Below are 25,423 nucleotides of genomic sequence, written 5' to 3'. Positions count from 1 at the left end.
TTTGTAATATGTTGGAAAACATGCACGATCCGGCTATATAGTTATGGCCCACTGCCTGGCGCCAACCAACGCCACATGTCGTTTAGCGGCAGCGACAACGGCATCGCAGCAATGAGCACATCAGGCACAATAACGGCCAAAGCAGCCGGAACAGCTACCATTACCGTAACCACCAACGATAGCAGCAAAACAGCCACTGTCAGCGTCACCGTTACAAACTAGTTGCTATTTGAATTGACTTGGCACGAACGCCGAAAAAACTGCGAAAGCTGTTTAGCCCCCTAATTGAACCGCCTTGACACAAACGTTGAAAAACCTGCAAAAGTGCAGGCTTTTTCCGAGAAAGCGGCTCGTTCGGGCGAAAAGCCTGCAATTGTGCAGGAATTTCCGATGAAAATGGACCTGAGCCCATGTCCCGGCTGAAAAGCCTGCACAATTGCAGGAATTGTTCGTTGCCAGCATCACAACAGGCAAAAAACTGTACTTTTGCAGGTTTTCCTCGCGCTGCCGGGTAGATGTGCTGCCCTCAGCGTGCGAGTTTTTTCAGCAGCCTCAGATTTGCAGGGTTCCTTTGCATTTCTGGCGGTGTCTTGTCGGGCAGGAATGTGTTTCGACCGGCGACCGGCGGGGCCAAAGAGCCTGGGACGTGCCCGGGACTCGGCTGAAACGGTTGCCTCCTCCCCGTCAAGGGATGCCACGCCAACGCAAAAAGACGCCTTATTCCCATTTGCACAATGGGTTTTGGAGGCGTCTTTTTGTATAGCGTCGCATTCCTTGCCTGCCTTGCGAATCCTATAGGCGCGGGTAAGGAGGATTTTCATGAATACACCGAAACAGGCTTCATCTTCATTTTTGAAAAACAAAAAGCTGTGGGCCTCTGTCGGCGCTGTTTTGTTCGCGGGCGCGGCAGGCTTGGCCGCCGGCTGTTATTTGTACATTCGCGGGCTCGATGTGTCCAAGCTGGACCAGCCGCTGCCGGAGCCGACCCTCGTGCTGGACCGCTACGGAAAGCCCGCCTCCCAACTATCGGCATCGAAAATGAACCCGGTATCGCTGTCGCATATGCCGAAAACGCTGACCGATGCGGTTGTCGCCGTGGAGGACAAAAGATTTTACGAGCATTCCGGCGTCGATGTGCAGGCGGTTGCCCGGGCGCTCGTCCGCGACGTTCTGCGGGGCGGCTACTCCGAAGGAGCAAGCACCATCACCCAGCAGCTTGCGCGTAACTTGTTCCTGAATGCCGACAAAACAATTGGCCGCAAACTGCGCGAAACCGCCTATGCGTTGAATATCGATATGACGTACAGTAAAGACGACATTTTGGAAATGTATTTGAACAGCATTTATTTCGGCGAGGGCAGCTGGGGGGTGCAGAGCGCGGCTATGACCTATTTCGGAAAATCCGTGCAGGACTTGTCCCTGCAGGAGTCCGCGCTGCTCGCCGCCCTGCCCAAAGCGCCGAGCCGCTATTCGCCGTTTCAGAACGAAGCCCAGGCGTTGGAGCGGCGGAACACCGTGCTTGCATTAATGCGCGAGCAGGGGAAAATCACGGATCAAGCTTATCTGCAAGCAAAAAACTCGCCGCTCGGCGTCGTCAAAAACAACAAGAAGGGCGAGCTGAAAGGCCGCTATCCCGCCTACGTCGACGCCGTGATCGAAGAGGCCGTGAACCGTTACGGCTTCACGGAGGAGCAGCTCCTCACCGGCGGCCTGCGGATCACGACCGAGCTTGATCCGGCGGCGCAAAACGCCGCCCTTGAAGTTTACGGCAACGACAGCTTCTTTCCGGACAGCAAGCAGGATCAGTTGATCCAGAGCGGCGCCGTCATCCTCGATCAGAGCAGCGGCGGCATCCGCGCCGTTGCGGGAGGGCGCGGAGACGGGGTGTTCCGGGGGTTCAGCCACGCCACGCAGCTGAAGCGGCAGCCCGGCTCCGCCTTCAAGCCGATTGCCGTCTACGGTCCGGCTTTGGAGAAGGGCTACACCCCCGCTTCGGTCCTCTATGACGGACCGCTTAATATCGACGGCTACCAGCCAGAAGATTGGGACCATCAATCGAGAGGCAGCGTTACGATGCGGGAAGCGATCGTCTCTTCCTGGAACGTCCCGGCCGTATGGCTGCTCAAGGAAATAGGCATCGGCAGCGGTCTGGCCTTCGCCGATCGGCTTGGCCTAACGCTCCCGGCGGAAGACCGTCAGCTCGGCATCGCCCTCGGCGGTCTGTCCAAGGGCGTCTCTCCTTTGCAGATGGCGCAAGCGTTCAGCGCCTTCGCTGCCAAAGGCGTTCTGCACAAGGCGCATACGATTGCCCGGATTGAAACCGGCGACGGCCATGTGCTGGTCGAGGCGAACGCGAAAGGCGAGCAGGTGATGCAGCCTTCCACCGCGAATGCGATGACTTCCATGCTGCAGGAAGCCGTTATCCGCGGGACCGGCCGCAATGCCGCCATGAACCGGCCGGTTGCCGGCAAGTCAGGCACGACCCAACTGCCGGACACGGACGAATTCAAAGGCGCCGGCGCGAATACCGCGAAAGACGCCTGGTTCGTCGGCTACACGCCGGAGCTGACGGCCGCGGTCTGGGTCGGTTACGACTATACCGACCGCAACCATTACTTGACTACGTCGGGCGGCGCCGTGCCGGCCGTGCTGTTTCGGGAAATGCTGTCCCGCGCCCTGGCGCAGACGCCGGACGCTGCATTCGATATTCCCGCGGCTGTTGACGCCGCGCCGGAAGCCGCGGCGCCGTCTCCCGCTCCATCTTCCGCATCGACGGAGCATTCCGAAAAGCCCGGCCACGGCCACGGGAAGAAAAAATAACCGCAGCTGTCCGCGACGCGGCTGCGGCAAAAAAGACGCCTGATCCCCGCTCGTACAGCGGCTGGACAGGCGTCTTTTCATTTTCGGAGCGTTTCCTCAATCGTCCTCATTCTCGTCGTCCGACTTGCTATGTTTGTCACGGCCTTCGGACTTCCCGTTTTTTTTGGCTTGTTTCTCGTGTTTATCCTCGTTCTGCTGCGCCCATTTGGTTTTTAATTGCACCTGCATGCTGCCAGCGTCGAGTCCGTATTGATCGGCGATTTGTCCAAGCACCTGCTGACGGGCGGAATCCGACTTCAAATCCACGGAAGCCAACAATTGCTTGATCCAGGCGGCGGCCTCCGCTCCTTTAAGATGAATCGAGCCGCCGCCGCCAGGCTTCAGGCTGAGCTCGTACCCCGCTCCGCCCGGCCCGTGCGTTTGGTCGATGCGAAGCTTAAAGTTTTTGCCGTCCACTTTAAGCTCCAGTTCGTCCAAACCGGAGTAGACGCCCTGCGTTTGCGCAGGCGGGGTCGCTTGCGGCGCTGCAGTCGGCATCGGCGCCTTTGTGGACGATGCCGCCGATGCCGTCGGCGTCGGGCTCGGCGTTGCCGCCGGCGTCTCTGTCGGCGCTGCAGTCGGCACCGCCGCAGACGCGCCCCCCTGCCCGGAAGCCGCTCTTATGTAGGCTGCTTGATGCTTGCTGTTGAGGATGACCTCGACCTGGTCGCCCGGCTTCAAATCCGGCAGCAGCGCCTTTTGCTCGTCGCGGTAGACCCAAACGGATTTGGCCAGCGGCATCGTTTGTTCCCCGGCGGCAGTAGTTATAGTTACGCTGGCCCCATCGCTGCTAATGGATTTGAACGTGCCGGTCGCCGTCTCCGAAGCCGCGGAATTCGACGATTGCGCGGCATAGGCTGTCCAGCCGCACAGCGCCAGGACGACGCATACGATAACGGCGATACTTATTGACGCTCTTTTTTTCATTGCAAATTCACCTCTACCACAACGTTCGGGCGCAAATTCGGTTTTAAGGCGGTCCCGCAAGCAGAGGCGCCGCTGCCGATTCCGATTCCACCCCAGCCAACCGCATCGCGTACGGCATTCAACAATTCCGCCGATCCTTCGAACGAACGTCGCAGATTTGTAATGCAAATGAAATATCATTTTCATCTTGTTTTAATGTACCTGGGCTATTCTATATATGACCCCCCTTTAATATATACATTTAAGACCCACAAAGCCCGTTGCTTGTGGGTCTCTTTCTTGTTTGCGGCGGCCGCCGTCAGCCGGGGAAGCTCGCCAGCGCGGAACTATGAATGACAGTTACGGCGACGGCGATAATCAGCAGAACGAGCGGGAATACCGTCTGCCCCGCGGGATCTTTGCCGCGAAGATGTGCCGCTACGGCGCCCAACATCGTGACGGCCAGCAAAATTCCGCCCCACGCCGCCCAACTGGGCGTCCAAATGCCGACGATGACGGCGATCGCGCCCACCAGTTCAACCAGCCCGGTAAATACCCGGAACCATTGGGGCAATTTTAAACGCTCGAAATTGTCCACATGCATTTTGGACCCGGTCAGCTTCATAACCCCCGCCATCAAAAACATCAACCCCAAAATCACTTCAAGAACAATAGCTGTAATACCCACGTCCATCTCTCCTTTTTAAAATTGTCAACTGATATTAAGACAAGCACAGTTAATCCTAAAAATGAAAGCTGCAGTCCGCAAGCACCGGCGGTTAAATGCAACTTTTATAAGCACATTATATGGCAGTAACTGCAACTATGCAAGTAGCATTTTTTTCGCAAAATGTGGTTATATGAGCTGCATGACCGGACATGTAAAAAGAATAGCCGATCCTGTAAAACCCGCATTGTTTGCGATTCCGTAAACTGCTTTAATGAAGATAATCAAACGCAAAATAAGGAGAAGTGAACCCGTGACCAACTCCGCAAAAATCCAAAAAATCGACCTGCACCATATCGAACGCAATGAAGCTTTTCTGCAAAAGGCTGAACGCTTAAAACCGGTTCTGCTCAAACAGCCCGCCGCGCCGCAAAACATGGTGAATATCGCCGCCGACAGCCAAGCCTTTCACGGCTGGCGTGCCGAGTCCGTCGGCCCGGCCGCGGAGCTTTCGTCCCGCGATTACGGCAAGGGCGACTCCTTCGTCCTTGATTTCGGCACGCACCTGGTCGGAAACTTGCGGCTGAACATTCGTCCGGTAGGCAGTCCGCCTGACGCCCCGCTTCACCTTAAACTCATTTTCGGGGAAATGCCGGTCGAACTTGCCGAGCCTTTTTCTTCGTACAACGGTTGGATTAGCAGCTCATGGCTTCAGGAGGCATCGCTTCATATCGATGTGCTGCCCGGAATCGTGGAATTGCCCCGCCGTTACAGCTTTCGATATATCAAATTCGAAATTTTGGATACATCCCCCAAGTACCGCGTTGCGTTCGATCAAATCGAATGCGTCAGCGTAACTTCGGCGGATACGGCCCTTGTCGCTCCGCTCGTTCATGCGGACCCGATTTTGCGCAACATCGACGCCGTCAGCATCAAAACGCTGCAGGACTGCATGCAGGACGTTTTTGAAGACGGCCCGAAACGGGATCGGCGCCTATGGTTGGGCGATTTGCGGCTGCAAGCTCTGGCCAATTACGAGACGTTCCACAATAACGGACTGGTGAAGCGCTGCTTGTATTTATTTGCCGGGCTTCCGAACGGCGACGGCCAGGTGACGGCCAACGTGTTTACCACATCGTCCCCAATCCCTGACGACACGTATTTGTTCGATTACTCATTATTATTCGTCAGCACGCTCTATGATTACTATATGGCGTCGGAAGACCGCGAAACGCTGGCGGAACTGTGGCCTACGGCTTACAAACAAATCGAGCTGGCGCTGCAAAGACTGGATGATCGCCATATTGTGCAGGACGAGGCAAGATGGTGGTCGTTCATTGATTGGCACGACCAATTGAACAAGCAAGCCCCTTCTCAAGCCATCCTGATCTATGCATTGAGGCAGGCGATCGAGCTCTCCGGGCTGGTTCGGCGCGAAGACGAAGAAGCGTTCCTGAAGCAATCGCTGGACACGATTGCAGCCGCGACGGTCCGTCATCTCTGGAATACGGAAGCCGGCTTTTTCACAAGCGGGGCGGACGGTCAGATTTCATGGGCGAGCCAAATATGGATGGTTCTTGCCGGGGTGCTGGAGCCGGAGGAGAACAGGAGGCTGATGAATCGCTTGCTGACGGACAAACCGGCAATCGGCTTGACTACGCCTTATATGTACCATCATCTGGTGGAAGCGCTCATTCTGGTCGGCGAAAAGGAGCAAGCGGTCGCACAAATGAAAGCGTACTGGGGCGAGATGCTGAGCGACGGGGCGGATACGTTTTGGGAGCTGTATGACCCTGACAACAAATCGTTTTCGCCGTACGGCAGCCCGTTAATCAATAGCTACTGCCATGCGTGGAGCTGCACGCCGACCTATCTGATTCGCAAATATTTGCTGTAGGAAAAAATACAACGGACCCCGGCCGGTTACTGTTTAACTGCCCGCGGTTCGTTATTTTTTTGGCGAAAACGGCTCGGCGTCAGCCCATGGTGCTCCTTGAATTTGCGGTAAAAAAATCCGACGCTTTCATAGCCGATCTCGCGGGCGATTCGCTCGATGCTTTTATCGGTGTTATTGAGAAGCGCCGCGGCATGAATCATCCTCTGGTGCTGCACCAGCTCGACAAACGTTTGTCCTGTGCGCTCTTTGAGCATATTGCCCAAGTAATTCGCGTTAAAATTAAAGTTCTGCGCCAGTTCCGTCAATGTGCAGTCGCGGTAATGCCGCTCGACGTACTGCAAAATGTCGACAAGATTGGATTTCCCCGCTGCAGGGACAAGCTCGAAATTTTTGTCGTGCCGGTAAACCCGCTTAAGCTCGGCGAAGAGCAAAGGAATGTAACATCCAATCATTTCCATCGCGTCGTCCTGCGGATCGAAAAACTCGCACAGCATGTTTTTGATCAAATGCTGAAAATTCGCGTTATCCTCGGAATGGAATACGATATACCGGTCGTGCCGTTGATTTTCCGATAAAGCATTCGTCAAAAAACTGGAAACGATACCCGGTTTATCAATGTGCCCCCGCAATGCCGCAGAGAACGTTTCTTTTGTCATAATCACGTTGACGAGAATATCGTTTTCGCCAAGCGCATAAATGCGGTGCGGAACATCTCTGTCCAGCAGGCAGACCTGCCCTTCCCTCATCTCCACTTCCTTGCCGTTAATCTCCTGGCGGCACACCCCTGAAAAAATATAATTCATCTCGATAAAAGCGTGTGTATGAAGGGGCATATCGGCAAACCGGTGATGTTTGTTGATGAAAAACGGCCCTTTTTCGAAAAAATAGTACTCCTGCATGCGGGGCACCGCGCTCCCGCCCTCGGTTAACAGCTCGTTGCCGTCAAAATCGTTGATGTTCGTTTTCGTCATGATCTGAATTTTTTCAATCTCATCAAGCCGGCGCAAATACGAACCGAGCTGCTGGTGATTCATCATATCGCCTCCTATTCGCCTAACTCGGTACAGACCGCCAAGACGCCGTTCAAATCGTTTGCCGGGTTGAAAAGCCTGCAAAAGTACATCTTTTTGCTCACGGATGCCCCTGCCTCGAATTATTCCTGCAAATGTGCAGGCTTTTCCGCAAATACGCGGGGCTCAGACCATTATAATCGAAAATGCCTGCACAATCGCAGGCTTTTCCCAAAAACGAGCCTTTCCCATCGAAAAAGCATGCACTTTTGCAGGTTTTCCCCAAACAGACAGGCCTGATTCCGGCACCGGTGCAGCAGCCGAGCTTGACGGTTAGAAGCCTGGCGGGTTCGTCAACTACTTTTGGCATTTGCAAATCTGTGTATGCCGAAGTCTTTTAAAGATGAGTTTAAAATAGCATCCCGCAATGGGTGCAGATTGGGGCTGAATCTTACGTCTATATCCAGACTTATCAGCCTGTCCAAAACGTTATCGAGCGGTTCCACGTCCAGCGGCCGTACCGTTTGATGCGAAATGTAATATCCGGCAGTTTTATCAAACAATTGAAAGTTGTCCGTAGGAAATCTATATCTGTACAGGGTCACAGCCTTCATACGCTCATACCAGCCGTTTTCAACCGTTATCACAATATCCGATCGGGTTGCGCCAAAGAAAGTATGCCTGTCCTCATCGGTCATCTCGCCGCTTCTCGTATAAACAATCCTCGGACAATCCCGCGGAAAATAAAAAGTAAATTCATGAGCATCGTCAATCGCCCAAACTACAGGCGGCATATCCCTGCGGTTTTCCTTCACTCTGGGAACAAAAACCTCGATAGAGCTTTCCTCGCTAAAATGAAAAAGCTTCACATAACATCCCTCAATTCTTGAAGCTATATTTTTATGATGTCGACAAAAAAACATCTTCATTGTTTGGTTCATGAAAGTGTCCGGTAACCATGCAAACAAGAAAGGCGCGCAACAATGATACACCATCGTTATCTGTCTGACCAGTGCGAGGTCTTGATCCCCGTTGTTCCTAAATAACGATTTCAGGGCTGCCTTGAAGGCGGCCCTTTTAAAATTTCTGCGTGATTTATGGCCGGTTCCTTCCGACTCGCTTACGGCCGCACCCATTTGGCTCCCTGCCAGGTGTGGATGTAGTACCACGTTTCCCCGTTAGGGGACTTCCAGACGCGTGAAGCGGTGACGGTTTGCGGCGTAAAAGTGAGCGCGTCGTTCGTGGGCGAGTTATCCACATAGGGTATATCCAGCGCAATCGACGCTTCGGTCAGCTCGAGGCGGGCATCGCTCAGCTTCACCCCGAGCTTGGCATCGTTCTGGAAATCCCCGGTCAATCGGGACGAGATTTCCTTGGCCGGGTTGATCCATTTACCGGAGCCGTCCGCCAGAACGAAGTACCAGTCTTCTCTTTTGCCGATCGCGTGAACGGTTTGCGGCTGCTGCTGCCCTGCCGGCTCCGCATAGGAGGAGAAAGGGGCTTCGAAATATTGGAACGGGACAGGAATGTCGAGTTTAAGGTTGACCCGCTCCACCCCTTCAAATCCAAGCCCATAAGCGTCATCCGAATGAATCCATCTAAGTCCCTTCGGGGTTTCGATCTGATACCAAACGCTTGGAGGGACCATTCGCGACTGCTGAGTATATTTCGCAACAGGCTTCACTACTTGAGGAGTCAGCTTCGGCTCGTCAGTCAACGGCTTCTCGGAGGGAAGCATGTACACGTCGCTATCCTGTGCGATAGCTATCATGCCGTCCACCGGAATGCCTACATATTTCTCGGCATAATGGTAGGGACGAATCCATTTTTCTCCCATCCACGAGGTTCGGATCAAATACCACTTATCTTTCGAATAACAAGGGGTGTATGGATCGCACGCATCGATGGAGGCAACCGCCTGCACCTTTTGCGGCGAGAGTGTATATTCGGTTGTTCTCATAGGCGAATCGTAAATGGGAGTTTCCTGTTCAAGCAAAGTCAGCGTTTGCTCCCGAACTTCCAGTTGGCCGTACTTGTACGCGCCTTCCTTCAAGTTAATCCATGCTTCGCCAAGCCACGTCACAACCTTCACCTTATCCTGATGCGTAATGCCAAACAGCTTGTCGCTCTCGATCGGGGCAAGCCGGACCGATTGAAGAGCGCTTAGCGAGCCGATTGCCTCATCCGGTTTTGCTTTGTTGGTTGCATACAACGTAAATTCGTCAAGCAGGGTAACATAAGGCATATCGCTTGGCGCGGCAAGAGCCTGCTCTGCCTGGGTGAGCTGCGGACCGGACGGTAGAGCTATAGCTACAGCCAGCAGTAAAGTTAAATATTTGTTCATCCTGATCATGCTCCTTTGCCAAGTTAGACGTAGGTTCCACCGGAAAGTTTCTTTGATTGGGAAAATGGAACGCTCGCCAAAAAGCTTGTTTCGACGGGCTATCCGAACCTCCCCCTGCCTTCCCTGCCAAGCTTTGCGAGCCGGCCCATCATCGGCAACGCTGCGTAACCAGAGGGGCCCTGATTTGGGAAATAGCCGCTTTTTCCGGGGCGTGCGCCTCTCCCGGAGTAGGTCGTGTAACTGCGAAACCGGACAGGAAGCAGCTTGGCAAGGAGGAAACCTGCGAAAGTGCAGGTTTTTTCTTCGATATTGGCTTATTTTTGCGAAAAACCTGCAAAAGTGCAGGAATCTTTGCTGAAAGTGAATCCGAACCCATGAGTTCGGCGAAAAGCCTGCATAATTGCAGGAATATGTCGAGACCAGCGTATCCACCAAGCAAAAACTGTACTTTTGCAGGTTTTCTGCACGTGGTCGACCGACCGCCGTCATGCAGCGAAACATTGCGCGCAGGGAGATGCGAGGTGCGACGCAATCAGGCAGATTGTGCGACCGGCTCTGGGCGCAGGTTTCTGGGCAGCCTGATTTTCGCGGGTTTTGCGGGCTGCCGCTGCCGAGGCTGCATAACGCGACCCGCTGCACCGGTCGTAGGCGGCCAAATGAAAGGGCATCCCGACTGTGGTCAGCCAGTTGGGATGCCCTTTCCCGCCCCAGTGAGTAAAGGCCGGTTAAACAATTTTACCGCGACGCCCGTTGTTTTGAATAATTCCAGGACGGCCAGTGTCCCTCGTCTGAGGAGCGGGTTTTTATGCTTGCGATGGCGTTCTTCAGCGGAGCCAGATCCGGATGCCGGGACTGCAGTTCCAGCAGGGCGGGCAGCGCATCCGTGGACAGTTCGCCCAGGTAAGGGAAGTCGATCGCACCCGTGCGTTCGTAGCGTTCGATGTTGCCCTCCGCAATGCGCGCATCCAGATTCGCGTAGTTGATCGTTAAATAAGCGAGAATCGATACGCAAATGTACGCCTTGGACAGCGACAACCGCTCCTGCCAAATCCGGGCAAAGGCGATGATAAGCAGCACGCCCAAATACAGCATAAATCCGTGAACCAAAAGCCTTGTCACTGTAAAACCATAAGCGTCCTCGTACAAGGAAAGCCGGCTGTAGGCGGAAACAAGCATAACGACGGTACAGCCGACCAGCATGCTCAGCAGCAGCTTGCGGATTCTTTCCGCCCACTCGCCTGCCGAGCGGACGAGATGCAGCCCGCCGAACAGCAGCCCCAGGTTGATAAGCGATACGAAAACCAACTCCGCAAAACCTCTGCGCGCGTATTCCGCGTAAGCGACTCCCGCAGGGAGCAAACCGTCGGCCGCACCGAACAGGTAAGAAAACTGAATCGCCGCAAACAGCGCGTATACGAGGTTCACACTTAGCAGCAAAGTGCCTGCCGCCACAGGGCTGAGCGCAAATACATTCAGCTCGTGCTCTTCCCTTTTTTCCAGCGTGGCGGCAACGCCGTCCGCCCGATCGTCCGATTTGTGGAACAACAATCCCCATATGTAACAAAACGTGTACAGCGCAAGGCCGCCGGCTACGCCGATACGCACGATCCCTTCGCCTGGCGAGACCCCGGCAAACCAATCGGGAATTTCCGATACCCATGCGAAAAAGATTTGATCCGCTGATGCAAGCAAAGCAATCACGATGGCCAGAATCGGCGCGGCGAGCAGCAAGCCGAAGGCGACCTGGCGCAGCCTGCCCAAAGTGGAATCGGGTCTGCCGCTCGAAGGCGCAATATCCCGGATCAGGCCGAACGGAGCGGAAATATGGGAAATCGGCTTCACGACGCTTTGATGTACGATTTCCTGCACAAATCCGATCCGGTACCAGGGATGCGTACCGCTGCGGGTCAGCAGCATCGTCTGGGCGACGATCAGAATCGGCAAGGCGATCCCGTTCAGCGCCCGAAAAAGGCCGTTGGCGAACATAACATACGTGAACGCGAGCAATCCGATCGGAACGAGCAATATCCAGCCCGAATGAGCCTGCCCCCGCCACTTTTCGAAGCCGCCGATTCTGCCCTTGACCGCGTAAAAAAAGATGCCGTAAAAACCGAGCAAAAACAAAATGACGGATACCCCCGCCGCTTTGCCGACAAACAAATACTGGCTGATCAGACCGAACAATAAGGACAGCAGCAGCAGTCTGCCGTACCTTTTTTGCCATGGCGCCGGATCTCTCATGCACTTTCACTCCCGTGTTCGTTTTAAGTGGAACGGTTTGTTTATTTCTCCCTTTTATTGTAACCTGGAAAATAGGAAGAAAAAGTGCAAGTTTATCCGGGGAAATTTCATGTTTTACAAACGGCAGACCGACGGGAGCAAAGAAGATGAAAATACGGCGGCATTATTTGGCGCTGAGGCGCTCTTTTCCGCACATCCATGAAGAAACGCCTTTCGATACTCACATTGAGGAGCTTGCCCGCTTGCTGGACTGTACCCATCGCAATATGGTCATGCTCTTGAAACGGATGAGCCAGGAGCAGTGGCTGACATGGACGCCGAAAAGGGGGCGGGGAAACCGCTCGGAGATGGTCTTTTTGGCCCGCAAGGAGCAGATTGCTCTGCAGGAAGCGCAGGAGATGGTCGAAAAGCAGGATTTGCGCTCGGCGCTGGAGCTTTTGCAATCGGTGGAGGAAGCTTCTGTGCTGCGGGAGCAGTTTCAGGAGTGGCTGTCCGGCCAGTTCGGCTTTCGCTCGGAGGTTCAGGGGTACAGGCGGACGGATATTTTGCGGTTCCCGCTGCCGCAGACGATCCATTCTCTCGATCCCGCAGCGATCCATTACATGGGCGAATCCCATCTTGTCAATCAGCTGTTCGACGGGCTTGTGCGGATGGATTCGCAGGGCGGCGCGATTGTTCCGCACCTTGCCCATGCGTGGGAAACCGATGATACTCGGACATTGTGGACTTTTTATCTGCGCAAAGGCGTCCTCTTCCATCACAACCGCGAGATGCTGTCCGCAGACGTGAAGTATTCGCTCGAACGGCTCCAAAAGCTTGCGCCGCGCGGGCTGTACAGCTGGGCCTATGCGGGAATCGAGTCAATGGAGACGCCCGATGATACGACGATACGCATCCGCCTGGCGGAGCGCAACGAAGCTTTTCTCGCTTTTCTGACGACCAATCGCGCTTCGATTGTGCCCCGGGACGTTGGCGAGGCGGCCGGCGGGCAGTTTGGCGCAGCGCCTGTCGGCACCGGCCCTTTTCGGCTTGCCGGGCAGGAGCGGGGAGTGTGGATTTTGGAAGCTTTCGCCCCTTATTTTCAGGGACGGGGGTTTTTGGACCGGGTGGAGGTGTGGACGCTGACGGAAGAAGAGCAGCGCGGCCATCCGGAGCAGTGGCAATCTTTTCAGGTGATGCACAATGTGCGGATGTCCGATATGAACGCCGATCAGTGGCAGCAAGTCCGCCAGTCGGGGATGACCTGCAAATTCATGACCGTCAATGAGCTGAAAAGCGGGCCGCTCGCCAATCGGGCGATCCGCGCGGCGCTTGACTTTGCGATCGACCGGGCGCTGCTGCTGGAGCGGCTGTCGGGAGATGTTATTGAATACGGGGACAGCTTTTGGCCGGATTCGCACGATACCGGGCTGCGCGAGACCCCCAGGGACCCCGCAGAGATCAGACGGAAGCTGGAAGCCGCCGGGTACCGCGGCGAAACGCTGACGCTGGCGACGATTCCGCAGTACGAAGCCGACGCCGAGGCTGTGCGGCAGGTGTGCGCCCAATCGGGAATTGCGCTGGACATCCGGCTCATTCCCGCGGAGCAGTTCAAAGGCGAAGCCCGCATGGCGGCGGATTTGCTGCTCTTTGCCGTCATGCTCGACGAACACCGGGAGCTGCGGCTCATCGATCTGTACAAAAGCATGCAGCAGCACGCGCTGCCGGACGTGCGCACGACGCTGGAGCAAAGCCTCCGGCTGATTCTCGCGGAGCCCGACGTCGGACTGCGGGCCGGCATCTTCGGGCGAATCGAAGCCGAACTCAAAGAAAGACACAACCTGCTGTTCCTGTACCGCAAGCACCTGAAAACCGCGTTCCACCCGGCGATCCGGGGGATTTCGCTGGAATCGCTCGGCTGGGTGCGGTTTCGAGATCTTTGGTTTACGTAATCGCTGGGGGCGCTTCCTGGGCGCGCGTTGAAACGCAGCCGTAGACAACGAGCCGCCCCCGCGGTTATTCCAGCGGGTAATCCGCCAACCGGACAAAAGTGAAGCCTTGCTCTTTCAGCTTCGGCACGGCTTTCATCACCCCTTTTGCGGTGTCCTTCTCGGGGTGGTTCATGTGCATGAGCGCGATGGAGCCGTTTTGCGATTTCATGAGCGCTTTGTACACCTGCTCCGTGTTGTAGGTAGCGCCTGCGTCCCCCAGCACGTTATAGTTGACCGCGCGCAACCCCAAATCCTGGACGATCTGCACCGCCACATCATCGTAATAAGCCGTTCCCGAGCGGAAAAACAAAGGGCGGCGGCCTGTCAGCTTCTCGATTTTGTCCTCGTTCCGCTGCACCTCGTCGAACGCTTCGGCCGCGCTCTTCGTGCCGCTGATCCCGTAAGCGGCTTTCCCGGTTACGGACAAGGGCCGGTGCTCGGAGCCGTGGTTCTCGATCTCGAACAGCGGATTGGCGGCCAGCTTCGCAAACGTGTCCGGGTTGGCGTCGATCCACCTTGCATTGATGAACAAGGTGGCCGGTATTTGCTCCTGATCGAGATAATCGATCAGCTTCTTGTCGAACCCGCTCCCTTCCTTGCCGCCGCAGGCGTCAAACGTAAGGGCGACGACTTTGTCCTGCGTGCGCAGCCGCGTCATCACGCCGGGCACATGCTCGCCCCAGCGGGCCGGGACGCTTGCGCGGTAGCGGCTGGCGATCGCCGCGCGGTCCGGCTCCGCGCCGGCCGCGGCCGGCTGCGCCGACGGCAATGCCGCCGGTGCGGCTGCGGCGGGCTGCCCGGCGGGAACCGCCTGCGCGGCGCCTGCCGCTTGCGGCGAGGCCGGCGCTTCAGGCCGCGCCGCCTCGTCCGACGCGGGCTGTGCGCCCGCGCCGCAGGCAGTAAGCGCAATCATGGCCAGCATGATTGCGAATCGAATCCAAGGCCGCGCCTGGTTCATCGGCGGTCCTCCATTCAAGCTGCCTCTTCGCGAGGCAGCTTCAGATTGTTCATAAGCGGCAGAGGTGTACAGCCGTTCTTCCCCCCTACTATGCCACCCCTTCACGGTTTACGGAGCTGGTGTGTACCACACCTCTCCTTCACAGTTTACGGAGCTGGTGTGTACCACGCCTCTCCTTCACAGTTTGCGGAGCTGGAGTGTACCACACCTCTCCTGCACAGTTTACGGAGCTGGTGTGTACCACGCCTCTCCTTCACAGTTTGCGGAGCTGGTGTGTACCACGCCTCTCCTTCACAGTTTGCGGAGCTGGAGTGGTAGGACAAGGCAGCTTAGCAGGGAGAAAACCTGCGAAAGTGCAGGTTTTTCCCGTGGAATTGGTTTATTTTGGCGAAAAACCTGCAAAAGTGCAGGAATTTCCTCTGAAAGTGAACCTGAGCCCATGTCCCCGCTGAAAAGCCTGCACTTTTGCAGGAATTCTTTGTAGGCAGCGATCAGGGACGCAAATTCATGTATTTTTGCAGGTATTCTTCGTGCAACCAGGCAGTTTGTGGCTATCGACTGTGACGCGGGAGGTTCTCAACATTCTGAAGCTGCCTCTCGATGGTGTGCCGTCCGCTTCGCCACCGTTCGACATTGCCGCACGAACGGGTTTACTTATGTTTGCGCCAGTCCAGGCTGCTCTTGTTCAGCAAATGCTCGAAGTCGTTTTCGAGCCGCTTCTCCTCCGCTTTGCGCGCTGCTTCAGCCTGCTTGCGGGATTCTTCTCTGCGCTCCGCTTCCTCGGCTTTCATTGCGTCCGCTTGCGCCTTCAGCCGATCCACGACGTCCGGGCGCAGCAAATCCTTGAGCGTAGCCGGCTTCTCCTGGGCAGCAGGCTCGAGAGAAGCCTGGGGCCGTTTTTTCTTTACCATTGCATTCACCTCTGTTTCTATCCCCTATTATACTGCTTTCAGCACTTTGTATAAAATATAGTTATCCCAGAACCATATCAGCAGCTTATCCCGCTAAATGGCAGTCGAGCATGATCTTACCCAGATGGTAACTTCGATTAAAATCAAACTATCCATAGCATCTTTCAAGGGTTGCAGATTACGCTAAGAGATAATGCCGGATTTCGCACAGAAACGTACAAGTCTTAAAAATGCTCCCCAAAGGTTTTTCTACATGTAACGAACCGAGCACCCTTATTTCGTGGTAAACCGCCCGTATTATAACAATACAGACAAGAGGGGAACCGAGATGCAAACCGAATTAACTACGATGCGCCTGGAAACGGAGCGCCTGATCATTCGTCCTTATATTGAAAATGATTTGATGGAATCGTTTGAGCTGATGCAAAACCCGGAATTGTTTACTTATATGCATATGGGCGTCTTGTCATCTGAAGAATATAAAGGACTATTCAAGTGGCTAATCGACAGTTACAATACCCCCTTCGACATGCCGTTTAAATACTCATTTGCGATTCGAAGCAAAGCAACAGGCGCTTTCATTGGCTGGTGCGGTGTGGGCGTGCTTGATTTCATTGCTCCTGATAAAGAATTGTATTATTTGATTGGCCGTGATTATTGGGGTAATGGTTATGCAGCTGAAGCAGCCGCCGCGTTGGCAGCCTATGCCTTCGATGTTATTGGATTAGACCGATTGTTTGCTAAGGCCCATTCACAAAATACAGCGTCATTGGGAGTTTTAAAAAAGCTGGGCTTTGTATTCGATCGTGAACTAAGGGGCTTGGCAGGGGATTTCGAGGAGTGCAACGGCGAGTTATTGCATGTTCTCACAAGAGGAAAGGTTTCGCGAATTGGCCGGAATTCATCCGATTTAGGGAATGTCATCTTGCGATGAGCGGAATTTTTCGAACCCCCTTACTACCTTGCCCATTCATTCCGTTAAATGTTAACGATGTAAACTTTCCGGGATAACGCAACATGAAGCCGCTCGTCAGAGAAACTGACTTTTATTCCGGCCGATTCCCATCGGGGATCAGGATCGAATTCGGCAATCCGCAATCAATCGTGGAGTTGGAGCCTGGCAAGATGGCCCTGGACTTGGGCAGCAGCGCGGTCGTTTGCGGCCGGCTGCCCGTCAGGCGGTCACAGGCGGCCTCATACAAGCGCAAGCTTGATTTTCCCGATGGAGCGCGGCGGCGTTGCACCGATCCGGTTCATATCGGATCTCCTCCGGCATGCTCCGGGACTCCAAGCATCCGGAAGACATACAACGTTATATACTTGGACATATCCTCATATGTAATGGGCTTTTCAAGCAAAGGTTCCACCACCATAGTATTGGGAGGAAAAAACACCATTCCCATAATGCCTGTCATGGCATAGTCCATAGATTCGAACCGGAAAACAGATAGCCTCCGGCCCTCCTCCAAAATTTGCTGCAGCAGTTCCCATATCGGAAGCAAATGCCCGCGTATCATCTCCGCACGTTTGGAGCGCGTCGTCATCTCCCGGGAGGTTATCACCATCAGCTCCGGCTCTTCAAAGCGGTAGCCAACAATAGAGCTAATAAAAGCCTTCAGCGCAGCGCTGGGATCACCTATTAATTGATAAAAGAGCTCATATCTCTCCGGTCTGTAATAGTATTCGTAGATGGCTTTGAACAACTGTTCCTTTCCGCCAAAATGATAAGACACGAGAGCCGTGTTGGCTCCTGCCGCTTCGCAAATCTGGCGAAGACTTGTCGCATCGAAGCCCTGTTTGGCAAACAGCATTTTGGCGGCCTGGAGTATTCTTTGCTTGGCGGCGAGTTCGCCTTGATTCACTAGCCTCTTCCTTTCTAAGCCGGATTTGAAGCCTTATGTCCGAACCTTTCTTCATTCATTGCAGGCTTTGGCTTCTTAAGCATAACCGCAAGGACGCTTACGCTCAAGCAAACTGCCATTGCCAGGAACAGCATGCCAACAGAATAGCCGACGGACGGGCCTCCAAAAATCAGGTTCATCATGCCGTTAACAGCATAGGTCGCCGGTAAATAATCGCTTATGCCATGGTAGAATCCGGACAGCAGCTCTCTTGGAATCGTAGCTCCCGAAGTGACAAGCTGGACCGACAGGCTGATGATGTTAAGCAGCATGCCGGGCATTCCCAATAACAGCAGGAACATCTGGGAGTAGAACATAAAGGTGGCCAGGAACAAGCTTTGGAACAGCCAAATGGATACATAGCCTCCTTCGCTCTGCCCGCCGAACGCCAGTACCAATGCGGAGCCGATTGCCGATATGATCAGTGAAGACACGAGATTGATAACCACCCGAGCCCCGAAGATCGACCATCTGCCCGCGCGTGCGCCTACTGCCATGGCGGCTTGCTGCATATTCAACTGCATAATCATGGCGCCGACAAAAGAAGCCAGCAACATCATCATCGGCAGCATCTGATTATTCATCCCGTTAACCGGATGCAGGGAATGGGCATCGGACACCACTTTTTCCGATAATCCTTGAGCCATATTTTGAGCCTGTTGAGCAGGCACCTGCAGTTGGCCGAGAGCAGCTTGTACCCCCGCCGCCACCGTCTCTTTATTAGCGTTCGCCGTAATAACAGCCGTTACTCCCTGCATGACGCTCTTGATCATCTGGGGATTCGATTCGTTGATATAATATTCAACTTTCGCTTGCTGACCCGGAGTTTGCAATTGTTTGGTGAAATCCGCGGACAACGCCACAACCAGGTGAACCTCTCTGTTTTCCAGTTTATCCATGGCGGCTTGCCGGGATTCGACTTTTTCCGCGGAAAAAGGCAGCTGCTCCTTCAGCTTGTCGGCGATCGTTTGACCCACTCCTGAGTCTTCACTGACCAAGGCGATTTTAAGATGATTGACGTTGTCCGTTACTCCTTTGTATCCCGTCATCCAAATGACGCAGAAAATAATCTGAAACATGAGCGCTGTCAGAATGGCGCTTTTGGCTGCCGGATGTTTCATCAGTAAGGATAATGCGTGTTTCATGTGCTCCCCCTATTAATTAAACGATTGATTAATTTGACACAACCAAATTTATCACATTAAAATCAGCGGTGTCAAGCAAGGACTTCTGCATCCAATCGGCAATAGAACAAGAAAATTATGGCCTTTTTACCAACGTCTTATGTAATGATTATTTTCTTAAAAATTGATTATAGACACAAAAAAAGCCTGTATTTTCAAGCCAAAAACAAGACAACAACATAATGATTATTGCAGCAATCCGCGGAATTCGGTATACCTGAACTTGCAAGCCCACAAAATTCCAAAGTTGCAAAGGCGGTGATTTATGAAAGCGTTTGAGCGGCATGCGGCCGTACTCGGACATGCAGGTGTATAAAACCATTTATTTTTAGGAGGATGTGGATTATATGAAAAAAAAGAAACTCGTAAAAACCCCGGCAGTCGTTTTATCTTCACTTCTTGCAGTTGCAGTGATGGCCCCTGCGCCTATGGCTATGGCGGCGACCAACATTTATGTGGCGCCTAACGGCAAGGACAGCAATGCGGGAACGCTCGCAAGCCCGACTACGCTGACGGCAGCCATTGCCAAAGCAGCCCCTGGCGACATCATTTACATGCGCGGTGGAACCTACGCTTACTCGACGCAAATTACGATCGAAAGGACGAACAACGGAACATCAAGCGCCAAGAAGCAACTCGTGGCTTATAACTCGGAAAAACCTGTGCTCGATTTTTCCTCGCAGCCTTATAATTCTTCCGACGTTTCGAAGAACGCCAGAGGCTTGCAGATCAACGGCAGCTATTGGACGATCAAAGGGCTGGAAGTTAAAGGCTCGGCTGATAACGGCATCTATGTCGCGGGCAACAACAACCGCGTTGAGAATGTTGATGTCCATCACAATCGGGACACGGGCCTGCAGATCGGCAGGTACAATTCCACAGCGCCCAAAAACGAGTGGCCAAGCAATAACGAAATCGTGAATTCCTATTCCCACGATAACTTCGACCCGGACAACGGGGAAGATGCCGACGGATTCGCGGCGAAGCTGACAGTCGGACCGGGCAATGTTTTTGACGGATGCATTGCGGCTTACAATACGGACGACGGTTGGGATCTCTTCGCCAAGCAGGAAACCGGCGCGATCAGCCCGGTAACGATCAAGAACAGCATCGCGCACCATAACGGACAAACTTCGTCAGGCCAGTCGACGAGCAACAGCGACGGCAACGGCTTCAAACTGGGCGGCGATAAAATTGCCGTCAATCACATTGTCACAGGCTCCATCGCGTATCAAAACAAAAAACACGGCTTCACCTACAACAGCAATCCGGGCTCGATCACGCTCAAAAACAATACGTCGTTTGACAACGGTCAAAGCAATTTTGCCTTTGACGCAGGCACGCACCAGTTCAGCAACAATTTGTCCTATAAAGGCGGGGCCAGCGACAAAACGAGCGGAACCGACGTGCAAAGCACGAATGTTTGGTGGAAATCCAGCAAAAGCACGAATGCCAAAGGGCTGGTTGCCAGCGACGCCGACTTTGTCAGCTTGACGCCTTCTCTGTCCCGCAACGCGGACGGTTCCCCGAATCTCGGGAATTTCCTGAAGCTGGCTAAAGGAAGCGATCTGATCGGCTCAGGTACGCCATCCGGCACAGATATCGGCGCGGCAGGCCACTAATCGAGGAGGACATACATGCATACTTTGAAATTGGGAAAAAGAATTGAAGTTTATACGGCGTTAATGTTGTCGCTGCTGCTTGCCATCTCGTTAGTACTCCTGTCTCCGCTGAATGCTTCAGCCGCCAACGAGTACGACCTGACAGGCTTCTCGGCCGGTAATACGGGAGGCGGCAACATCGCCGAAACGGATTCGCGCTACAAAAAAGTGTACAATGCGACGGATTTGGCCGCTGCGCTCAAGAAAGGTTCCGGGGTCAAAGTCGTCGAGATTATGAACGACCTGAATCTGGGCTGGAACGAGCTTCCGTCGGCAGCCAAAACTTCTCCTTTCAGCGCGCATAACAGCGCCCTTACGCATCCTGTGCTCAAAACGACCGGCGTCAGCAAGCTGACCATCGACAGCTTCAACGGTTTGACGATCTTTTCCGCTAACGGCGCGAAGATCAAGCATGGGGCCATTACGATCAAACGCAGCTCCAATGTCATTATCCGCAACCTCGAATTCGACGAGCTGTGGGAGTGGGACGAATCGACCAAAGGCAATTACGACAAAAACGATTGGGATTACGTGACGATTGAAGAAACAAGCAAAGTGTGGGTCGACCACTGCACGTTCAACAAAGCTTACGACGGCGTGCTCGATGTGAAAAAAGGAAGCAGCGGCGTTACGGTTTCTTGGTCCACTTTTAAGGCGGATGACCGCAGCTCGAACAGTTGGGTAACGCAGCAAATCAATGCGATGGAGGCCAATCAATCGGCTTATCCGATGTACGCTTACTTGAGAAGCAGCGCCGTGGGCCTGAGCAAGAACGATATTATCGCTATCGCAGCGTCACAAAAGAAAGGCCACCTCGTCGGTTCGACCGAATTCGCCTCCGACAATGCGGACCTTGAGGTTACGCTGCACCACAACTATTATCAGGACGTTCAGGACCGCATGCCTCGCCTCAGAGGGGGGAATGTGCACGCCTATAATATCGTTATGGATAGCGCCGGAGCACGGGCTGCCAGCAAAAAAATAACTTCCGCCATGGAATCGGCGATAAGCTCGAAGGGCTACCATTTCGGAATTACGAGCAACGGAGCCATTTCCACCGAGGACGGAGCCGTACTGGTTGAGAAGTCGCAAATCATCGACGTCGTGTTCCCGATCCGCAACAATCAGGCGGATGCGTCTAACACAAGCTACACAGGCAAAATCCGCGCGCTGGATACGATGTACTCCCTGGACGGCTCCTCGTTCAGAGGCAGCAGCGACACATCCGGCAGTCCGCTCGCTCCTGTCCCTGCGGCAGTGAAAGCTTTCTCTTGGAACAAATTCAGCACTCTGCCTTACAGCTATACGCCAGGCGATCCTTCCACGCTAAAAGCGAGACTTACCGCTTCCAACGGGTCGGGCGCCGGCAAACTGAGCTGGGCCAAGCAAAACTGGCTGCTGACAAGTTATTAATCAGGTGAAATAATCGCCAAAGAGTTGCGCCTTTCGGCAGCCCCGCTGCTTAAAGCGCAGCTCTTTGCTTGTTTCGCCGCTCCATTCCGTTCCGGCGCTCCCCTCAGCCCGAGACATGATCTTTTCGCGTCAGCGACCTTTGCTTGAAAATCATCTTTTTCCAGACCAACGGCACGCCGCCGATCATGAGCAAATACCGGGCGTCAATGACTTTTTTCAAAAGTGCGGCCAGGCGGCCTTTGACCTTTTTCACCTTCAACAGCCCGATCGCTTCCCCTCTTCCCAGCGAGGCTACGGTTCCCTTGTAATCATATGCAAAAGGCTGCAAAGGCCGCGTCCGCGCCAAATGGATGAGATTGCGCGCCACGCTTACGCCCTGCTGCACCGCGATCTGTCCATTGGCGGGATACGGCGCGCCCTCCGGGCTGATCACGAGCGAGCAGTCCCCGACGATGAATACGTCAGGGTGCTGGCAGGAGCGCAGGTATTCGTCCACCTTGACCCTGCCGCGCTGCACCTCAAAACCCGCCGACTCCAGCAGCGAGTTGCCGCGAATCCCGCCGGACCATACCACGGTCGCCGACCGGATAAACTCGCCGTCCCCCAGCAGCACGCCTTCCGGCGTACACTTCTTGATCGGAGTCGACAGCTTATATTGGACGCCCTTGCGGCGCATAACGTCCATTCCGTACTCGACCAGGTCGGCCGGCATACCCGGCGGAAGGGCGACCGGCGACGCCTCCACATTAATCATTTTAACCAGCGCCGGGCTCACATCGTAAGTCCTGCACAGCACGGGGACACGGTCGGCCAGCTCACCGACGAATTCGGTGCCCGTGAAGCCCGCTCCGCCGACGACAAAGGTCAAATAATCTTTGCGCTCCGGCTCCATTTTGTATTTGGCGAACATGTACTCGATGTGCTGGCGGATAAAGCGGACGCTGTTGATGCTTTTGATTGACATGGCGTGCTCCTTCATTCCCGGGATGCCGAACGTCTCCGTTTCGCTGCCCAGCCCGACGACCAAATAATCGTACGATAAAGTTCGATCTTCCAGTACGACCTGCTTCTCCTCCGGAATAATTCGGGTGACCGTCGATTTAATAAACTGCACCTTCTTTTCATCGATCAGCTCCGCAATGCTCACCCGCGCATTGTCATGGTGGTCGGTGCCTGCCGCCGGCATGTGCAGATGCGTTGTGATGTAGTGATAGTGATGCTTGTTGACGAGAGTCACTACGATCTCGCCAGACCTGATTTTCTTTTGCAGCCTGATCGCCGTCACAATCCCGCCGTAACCCGCTCCGAGAATGACAACTTTGAGCTTTGTGCCCATAACAACCACTCCTCCGATTCTTTTTGACTAACCAATAGTTTGTGAAAAAAAGAACATGCATAAGCGGCAAAAAGGATGCGCTTTGACTTGGCAGCAATCCATCATGTGTTTGGATGCACGGAGGGCAAATGCTGGACTTGTTTGCGCCTCTTGCATGTTTTTGGAATGTGAAAATTATCACAATTTACCCCGTGGCTGTTCCCCAGTCGACCTTTTTGTGTGTGTCAAGCGTCTGGCTGAAAACCCGCCGTCCCAGATGTCACAGCCGAATCGACGGTCTGCAGGTTAGGTTGTGAAAAAAATCACATCGTCGGTTTAGCACTATTATATAACCAATCAGCTTGTGTTGTAAATCACTAAAATGCCCTGATTTCCGGCCACCGCCACCGTCTACATCTGTGTCACTGTCAGTGTCAACGCCTGGCCGTTTCCCGATTTACGCCAGGCTCAAACTGCCCACCCTGGCTTGAGGGCTGACGCACCGCACACAGCCCTCAACGCGCGGTGTTGTACCGCATGTCGGCGGTCGGGCGACCATGTCGCAACAGGCAAAAACTGCAAAAGTCAGGCTGTTGAGCAACTCGCACGCTAGAGCCACCAGCACATTTACTTAGCAACGCGGGGAAAGCCTGCAAAAGTGCAGCTTTTTGCTCGTTCATACGCTGATAACGGAAAATTCCTGCAAATGTGCAGGCTTTTCATCGAACACATGGGCTCAGACCCATTTTGAGCGAAAATTCCTGCACAATCGCAGGCTTTTCCCCGAAACGAGCCGCTCCCAACAAAAAAACCTGCATTTTCGCAGGTTTTGCCGGCTTCCCAAGCCGCTTAACGAACGGCTGGCCGCACCGTCGTCAATCTCCCCCGGATAACTTCTCTTTATCATGCAGCCTTCTGATGCGAAAACAGTTCATCCCCGCCTCCCCCAGTTCCTCCAACAGCCCGTAATTCGCCCATGCTCCCACGACAGCCCCGATGCCGGGAATAAGCTGCAGCATTTTGCGAAAATCGATCGTATCCCGGTATTCCTGCTGCAGTTGCAGCCAGTCCACATGATCCGTGTACGACGCGGCCGGCGGCAGCGCCACCGCTATATCGTCCCAGCCGTGAATCGCGGCCAGAAGCTGGGGCTTTTTGCTTTGACTCGAGAAGGCAAGCTGAAACACATACAAAATAAACAGGCGCTCCCGGTAATCCCGCGTCGAGTAACCGTAAGCGTGGGCCAGCTCAAACAGGAACTTCATCTTGATGCCGATGAGGATCGGAAAATCCGCAAGCCCGAGCAGTATCCCTCCCGCTCCCGTACCGGCGCCTTCGGCGGCGGCGATCTTTTTGTAAAGGGACAGCAGCTCTTCGGCTTTCGCATCGCTCTCGGCCAGCGTTGAACCGAACATCGGTTCATGGCTCGGAATGAAATTCATTCCGAATAAAGTCGACTGAACGATGCCTTTCACCGTTACTGTAATCGTCTGGTGCACTTTTTCCGGTATCATCTTGTTTATGCGCGTCTGGACGGATCTGGAAGTTTTCTCCACCAACCCCGGCGCCTTGTGCAGCCTGATTTCCCAACGTTTCAGCTTTTTGATCATTTGCTCTTCGTACAACGTAAAATCGGCTGCCACGGCTTCACCATCCATGCCCTTGTTTATTACCGCCAGTATACAATACGGTGTTCCCGATCTTCAAATTCAGTTCAAAATATTTGACATCACAACGCATATATGTTGATAGAAACTTTCTCTTCCTGTGGTCGCGCACTACCTCCAGCCCGAGGAAATGGCAGTACTCTCCCGAAGTGTATCTCGGACGCTACAAAATTTCGCACACGACTTCTCATTTATAAACTGACGAAGGAACAGATTGCGTCTTTGCTGATAAAGAAACAGAAAGAGTCCAGTGAATTTCAAAGGAAGTTGTATCTGAGAAGGGCGATCAAAATACGGAAAACTAATGCTAAGGACTTCGTTGGAACTCCCCCATTTATGTTTACTTTGTTATAATTCCGATGTAATGGGAATAAATTGGAGGAAAGGAGGGGATTAATTTATTCACTGGAGTAACATATTTTTGTTTTTGGGAATATTAGCAATACTTGTCGTGGGTTTAATTATTTATATAAAAAAAAAATAAAAAAGAGAGACTCACAATATCAAGTGAATCTCCCT

General features: G+C 53.8%; 20 protein-coding genes. 7 read left to right on the top strand and 13 right to left on the bottom strand.

Annotation, left to right across the window (positions count from 1 at the left end):
• Nucleotides 1-6: 6 nt before the first annotated feature.
• A complete protein-coding gene (locus AC3G2T_RS26010) occupies nucleotides 7-222 on the top strand; it encodes an Ig-like domain-containing protein (protein WP_488437463.1) in 216 nt (71 codons plus the stop codon).
• 597 nt (nucleotides 223-819) lie between these two features.
• The gene (locus AC3G2T_RS26005) at nucleotides 820-2,820 is read left to right on the top strand and encodes a transglycosylase domain-containing protein (RefSeq protein WP_488437404.1); all 2,001 of its coding nucleotides are present in this window, start codon (nucleotides 820-822) and stop codon (nucleotides 2,818-2,820) included.
• A gap of 96 nt (nucleotides 2,821-2,916) precedes the next feature.
• Here AC3G2T_RS26005 and AC3G2T_RS26000 read toward each other — a convergent pair whose 3' ends face one another.
• Both AC3G2T_RS26000 and AC3G2T_RS25995 read right to left on the bottom strand, forming a co-directional pair.
• Nucleotides 2,917-3,786, bottom strand: a complete 870-nt coding sequence (locus AC3G2T_RS26000) for a hypothetical protein (protein WP_488437403.1) — start codon at nucleotides 3,784-3,786, stop codon at nucleotides 2,917-2,919.
• A 298-nt stretch (nucleotides 3,787-4,084) separates the two neighbouring features.
• On the bottom strand, nucleotides 4,085-4,453 hold the full coding sequence (locus AC3G2T_RS25995; RefSeq protein ID WP_488437402.1) for a DoxX family protein: 369 nt from the start codon (nucleotides 4,451-4,453) through the stop codon (nucleotides 4,085-4,087).
• A gap of 292 nt (nucleotides 4,454-4,745) precedes the next feature.
• On the opposite strand from AC3G2T_RS25995, the gene AC3G2T_RS25990 reads away from it, so the two are divergent.
• Nucleotides 4,746-6,329 carry an alpha-L-rhamnosidase-related protein gene (locus tag AC3G2T_RS25990; protein WP_488437401.1) on the top strand — a complete coding sequence of 528 codons (1,584 nt, stop codon included), beginning with the start codon at nucleotides 4,746-4,748 and terminating at the stop codon, nucleotides 6,327-6,329.
• Nucleotides 6,330-6,355: 26 nt separating this feature from the next.
• Here the strand turns inward: AC3G2T_RS25990 and AC3G2T_RS25985 are convergent, their stop codons facing one another.
• The 4 genes from AC3G2T_RS25985 to AC3G2T_RS25970 all read right to left on the bottom strand — a co-directional run bounded on the left by AC3G2T_RS25985 (nucleotide 6,356) and on the right by AC3G2T_RS25970 (nucleotide 11,924).
• Nucleotides 6,356-7,366 carry an AraC family transcriptional regulator gene (locus AC3G2T_RS25985; protein ID WP_488437400.1) on the bottom strand — a complete coding sequence of 337 codons (1,011 nt, stop codon included), beginning with the start codon at nucleotides 7,364-7,366 and terminating at the stop codon, nucleotides 6,356-6,358.
• 326 nt (nucleotides 7,367-7,692) lie between these two features.
• A complete protein-coding gene (locus AC3G2T_RS25980; protein ID WP_488437399.1) occupies nucleotides 7,693-8,475 on the bottom strand; it encodes a DUF6886 family protein in 783 nt (260 codons plus the stop codon).
• On the bottom strand, nucleotides 8,460-9,683 hold the full coding sequence (locus tag AC3G2T_RS25975; protein ID WP_488437398.1) for a hypothetical protein: 1,224 nt from the start codon (nucleotides 9,681-9,683) through the stop codon (nucleotides 8,460-8,462). Before AC3G2T_RS25975 ends, AC3G2T_RS25980 begins: the two co-directional genes overlap by 16 nt.
• Nucleotides 9,684-10,418: 735 nt before the next feature.
• Nucleotides 10,419-11,924: a DUF4153 domain-containing protein gene (locus AC3G2T_RS25970; protein ID WP_488437397.1), complete on the bottom strand. Its 1,506-nt coding sequence runs from the start codon at nucleotides 11,922-11,924 to the stop codon at nucleotides 10,419-10,421.
• Nucleotides 11,925-12,070: 146 nt separating this feature from the next.
• On the opposite strand from AC3G2T_RS25970, the gene AC3G2T_RS25965 reads away from it, so the two are divergent.
• Entirely contained in the window at nucleotides 12,071-13,855 is a 1,785-nt protein-coding gene (locus AC3G2T_RS25965; protein ID WP_488437396.1) for an ABC transporter substrate-binding protein, read from the top strand.
• Nucleotides 13,856-13,919: 64 nt separating this feature from the next.
• Here AC3G2T_RS25965 and AC3G2T_RS25960 read toward each other — a convergent pair whose 3' ends face one another.
• On the bottom strand, nucleotides 13,920-14,852 hold the full coding sequence (locus tag AC3G2T_RS25960; RefSeq protein WP_488437395.1) for a polysaccharide deacetylase family protein: 933 nt from the start codon (nucleotides 14,850-14,852) through the stop codon (nucleotides 13,920-13,922).
• Nucleotides 14,853-15,502: 650 nt separating this feature from the next.
• Complete coding sequence (locus tag AC3G2T_RS25955) at nucleotides 15,503-15,763, bottom strand: YqkE family protein (RefSeq protein WP_474685492.1); 261 nt, start codon at nucleotides 15,761-15,763, stop codon at nucleotides 15,503-15,505.
• A gap of 328 nt (nucleotides 15,764-16,091) precedes the next feature.
• On the opposite strand from AC3G2T_RS25955, the gene AC3G2T_RS25950 reads away from it, so the two are divergent.
• On the top strand, nucleotides 16,092-16,697 hold the full coding sequence (locus tag AC3G2T_RS25950) for a GNAT family N-acetyltransferase (RefSeq protein WP_474685493.1): 606 nt from the start codon (nucleotides 16,092-16,094) through the stop codon (nucleotides 16,695-16,697).
• 112 nt (nucleotides 16,698-16,809) lie between these two features.
• Here AC3G2T_RS25950 and AC3G2T_RS25945 read toward each other — a convergent pair whose 3' ends face one another.
• From AC3G2T_RS25945 to AC3G2T_RS25935, 3 genes are read right to left on the bottom strand one after another with little or no spacing between them, the layout of a single operon-like run.
• The gene (locus AC3G2T_RS25945) at nucleotides 16,810-16,971 is read right to left on the bottom strand and encodes a hypothetical protein (RefSeq protein WP_474685494.1); all 162 of its coding nucleotides are present in this window, start codon (nucleotides 16,969-16,971) and stop codon (nucleotides 16,810-16,812) included.
• Nucleotides 16,972-17,016: 45 nt separating this feature from the next.
• On the bottom strand, nucleotides 17,017-17,625 hold the full coding sequence (locus tag AC3G2T_RS25940) for a TetR/AcrR family transcriptional regulator (protein WP_488437394.1): 609 nt from the start codon (nucleotides 17,623-17,625) through the stop codon (nucleotides 17,017-17,019).
• A gap of 14 nt (nucleotides 17,626-17,639) precedes the next feature.
• Nucleotides 17,640-18,809 carry a YhgE/Pip domain-containing protein gene (locus tag AC3G2T_RS25935; RefSeq protein ID WP_474685496.1) on the bottom strand — a complete coding sequence of 390 codons (1,170 nt, stop codon included), beginning with the start codon at nucleotides 18,807-18,809 and terminating at the stop codon, nucleotides 17,640-17,642.
• A 386-nt stretch (nucleotides 18,810-19,195) separates the two neighbouring features.
• Between AC3G2T_RS25935 and AC3G2T_RS25930 the strand changes: the two genes are divergently transcribed.
• Nucleotides 19,196-20,470, top strand: coding sequence for a right-handed parallel beta-helix repeat-containing protein (locus AC3G2T_RS25930; RefSeq protein ID WP_488437393.1), 1,275 nt, complete (start codon nucleotides 19,196-19,198; stop codon nucleotides 20,468-20,470).
• Between the two features lie 15 nt (nucleotides 20,471-20,485).
• On the top strand, nucleotides 20,486-21,922 hold the full coding sequence (locus AC3G2T_RS25925) for a pectate lyase family protein (RefSeq protein ID WP_488437392.1): 1,437 nt from the start codon (nucleotides 20,486-20,488) through the stop codon (nucleotides 21,920-21,922).
• 103 nt (nucleotides 21,923-22,025) lie between these two features.
• Here the strand turns inward: AC3G2T_RS25925 and AC3G2T_RS25920 are convergent, their stop codons facing one another.
• Together AC3G2T_RS25920 and AC3G2T_RS25915 are read right to left on the bottom strand one after the other, a co-directional pair.
• A complete protein-coding gene (locus AC3G2T_RS25920) occupies nucleotides 22,026-23,258 on the bottom strand; it encodes an NAD(P)/FAD-dependent oxidoreductase (protein ID WP_488437391.1) in 1,233 nt (410 codons plus the stop codon).
• Between the two features lie 854 nt (nucleotides 23,259-24,112).
• A complete protein-coding gene (locus tag AC3G2T_RS25915; RefSeq protein ID WP_488437390.1) occupies nucleotides 24,113-24,880 on the bottom strand; it encodes an EcsC family protein in 768 nt (255 codons plus the stop codon).
• Nucleotides 24,881-25,423 lie beyond the last annotated feature (543 nt).

The organism is Paenibacillus sp. sgz302191 (assembly GCF_057749925.1).
This window is presented reverse-complemented; position numbering and strand designations above follow the sequence as displayed.